Origin of the sequence: Pseudorhodobacter sp. (assembly GCF_030452865.1) — a bacterium.
Classification (GTDB): Bacteria; Pseudomonadota; Alphaproteobacteria; order Rhodobacterales; family Rhodobacteraceae; genus Pseudorhodobacter.
Window position 1 is genome coordinate 1 of the sequence record NZ_JAKDLJ010000523.1, and the last position, 2,066, is coordinate 2,066.

A 2,066-nucleotide genomic window follows, 5' to 3' on the forward strand; every position below is an offset into this window, starting at 1 on the left:
TAGCTGTTCCATCCCGGATGATTGCATTTCCCCTCGGCGATCAGCCCTGTTCATGGCAAGATCGGTCTTGAGGGATGTTCGGGACGGGGTGCCATCATGCTGATCCATCTTCACAGTCAAGCGACGACGACGCCGAAGGTTCGGGCGGCTATTCAGGCCAGTGACGAGCCAGCTTCTGCCTTGGCGGAGCGATATGGAACGACCGAACAGACGATCTACAAGTGGCGCCATCGCGACAGCGTCGAGGATCGCAGTCACACGCCGCACCGGCTTCAGACGATGCTGACGCCTGCTCAGGAGGCCGTGGCGGTGGCCCTGCGCAAGACCTTGCTGGTTTCGCTGGATGACCTGTTGGCCGTGGTCCGGGAATTCCTGAACCCGAATGTCTCGCGCTCCGGCCTTGACCGGTGCCCTCGATATCGAACACCGCTTGACCCCGCCGAGGTCGCCCCAGACCAACGGGATGGTCGAAAGGTTCAACGGCCGCATCGAGGAGGTGCTGCAAAGCCACCACTTCCGATCCGGCGAAGAACTGGAAAGGACGCTGTACCGCTATGTCTGGCTCTATAACCAACAGCTTCCACAATCAGCCTTGGGCAGCAAATCGCCCTTGCAGGCAATGAAGGACTGGCACAAACTCAAGCCGGCATTGTTCAAGAAACAGCCATACTACCTGACGGGATGTGACAAGTAGCGCACATGATTACTTTTACAGCCTGAGTGTTGGGCCATACTTGTTTGAGGGTAGCCGATATGCGCGTTTTCTTTCGATGGCACAATTTCCCTTTCATCTCGATCAAAGCGCTTGCGGCATTCCGGCGTTTCCGCCTCGATCACCCCAACCTGTGAAGGTTGGGTGTCATTGAGCCGAACCCGGTAGCGATAGATTAGCCCACCTGGACGAGATGGGACAACCAGATCAGTCATAGTCCGGAAGCTATCACAGGTGAGCGTCTGGAATACTGCGCGCCAAATGAACATACGACCGTGCCCTGGGCGCGTCATTCCGTGGGCATCGACCCAGACCCCGACTTTCACGGGTGGTTGCTTACCGTCCATGGCCAGCCACTCAAACCATGGCCCCCAGTTTTCATCCTGCATGCTATTCTCCTTGGTTGCATCATATGCCATGTGCCGCGTCAAGGGCGGAAACCACCCAGCAGAAACCGGGTTGGTGGCGATAGCGGGATCGCGCTCTTCACAATGTTTAGGTATCGACCTTGGTCGACAGGTACTTTTAGCTTCGGCGGGACTTGGCGTCAACGATAGTTGATAGGTTTGGCCAGCAATTAGCAGGTGGGCAGCCACACTTGAGTACTCCAAAGAGAAAGGTAGCGCATGAGTTGCTGGATCAATACATCATGCGGAAGCATAGAGGAGGCGCAAGATCGCGCCACGCAATGGCTATGGACATATAGCAACGCCTGCCCGAACATGGACATCGGCGGCATCACGCCCGCCCAGAAGCTGAAAAATGGCCGCGTAAGTTCTATGAATGAAGCCCGTTGAAAAAGGTGGGATTACCCGATGACAATGGATGGATTTTCCAAGGCCCTACATTCCCAGGAGTGGACCGTGCGAGCACTTATCATGACCTGCGCAATAGCCGCTTGTAGCACTGGCGTCTCCGCTGCCGAAATAAGGTATCATGGGGAGAACATCAAAGGGAGTCCGGTTGTTTCTATTGTGGGTGAACTTGAAAGAGCGGACATTGAAAGGTTCGCCGACGTTACTCGGAACCTCGAAGATGCGGTGGTCTTATTTGAAAGCGATGGCGGCGATCTTGAGGCTGGACTAGAGATTGGGACAAGAATCCGACTTCGCGGTTTTTCGTCGGTCGTTGCGAATGGTAAACAATGTCAATCTGCCTGTGCACTTGCTTGGTTAGGCGGTGTAACGCGACATCTAGGTGACGGTGCTGTCGTGAGCTTTCACGCCGCTTACATTATGAAAGACAGTATCGCGCAAGAAACGGGCGCTGGAAACGCGCTTGTTGGCGCATACGCTGCAAATCTCGGTTTGCGACGTGACCTGCCCCCCGAGGCTCCCTCATTCATAACGAGAGT

The 2,066-nt window shown here is 55.4% G+C and carries 1 protein-coding gene and 3 pseudogenes; 3 read left to right on the forward strand and 1 reads right to left on the reverse strand.

The annotated features are described in order from the left end of the window. Positions 1–96 precede the first annotated feature (96 nt). Positions 97–694 (forward strand): annotated as a pseudogene (locus L0H65_RS18960) (integrase core domain-containing protein). Here the strand turns inward: L0H65_RS18960 and L0H65_RS18965 are convergent. Further along, on the reverse strand, positions 670–1,101 hold the full coding sequence (locus L0H65_RS18965; protein ID WP_301460755.1) for a hypothetical protein: 432 nt from the start codon (positions 1,099–1,101) through the stop codon (positions 670–672). The pseudogene L0H65_RS18960 and the gene L0H65_RS18965 sit on opposite strands and share 25 nt — an antisense overlap. A 224-nt stretch (positions 1,102–1,325) precedes the next feature. On the opposite strand from L0H65_RS18965, the pseudogene L0H65_RS18970 reads away from it, so the two are divergent. Both L0H65_RS18970 and L0H65_RS18975 read left to right on the forward strand, forming a co-directional pair. After that, positions 1,326–1,509: pseudogene (locus L0H65_RS18970) on the forward strand (IS3 family transposase); the annotation flags it as partial. A 66-nt stretch (positions 1,510–1,575) separates the two neighbouring features. Further along, positions 1,576–2,066, forward strand: a pseudogene (locus L0H65_RS18975) (hypothetical protein); the annotation flags it as partial.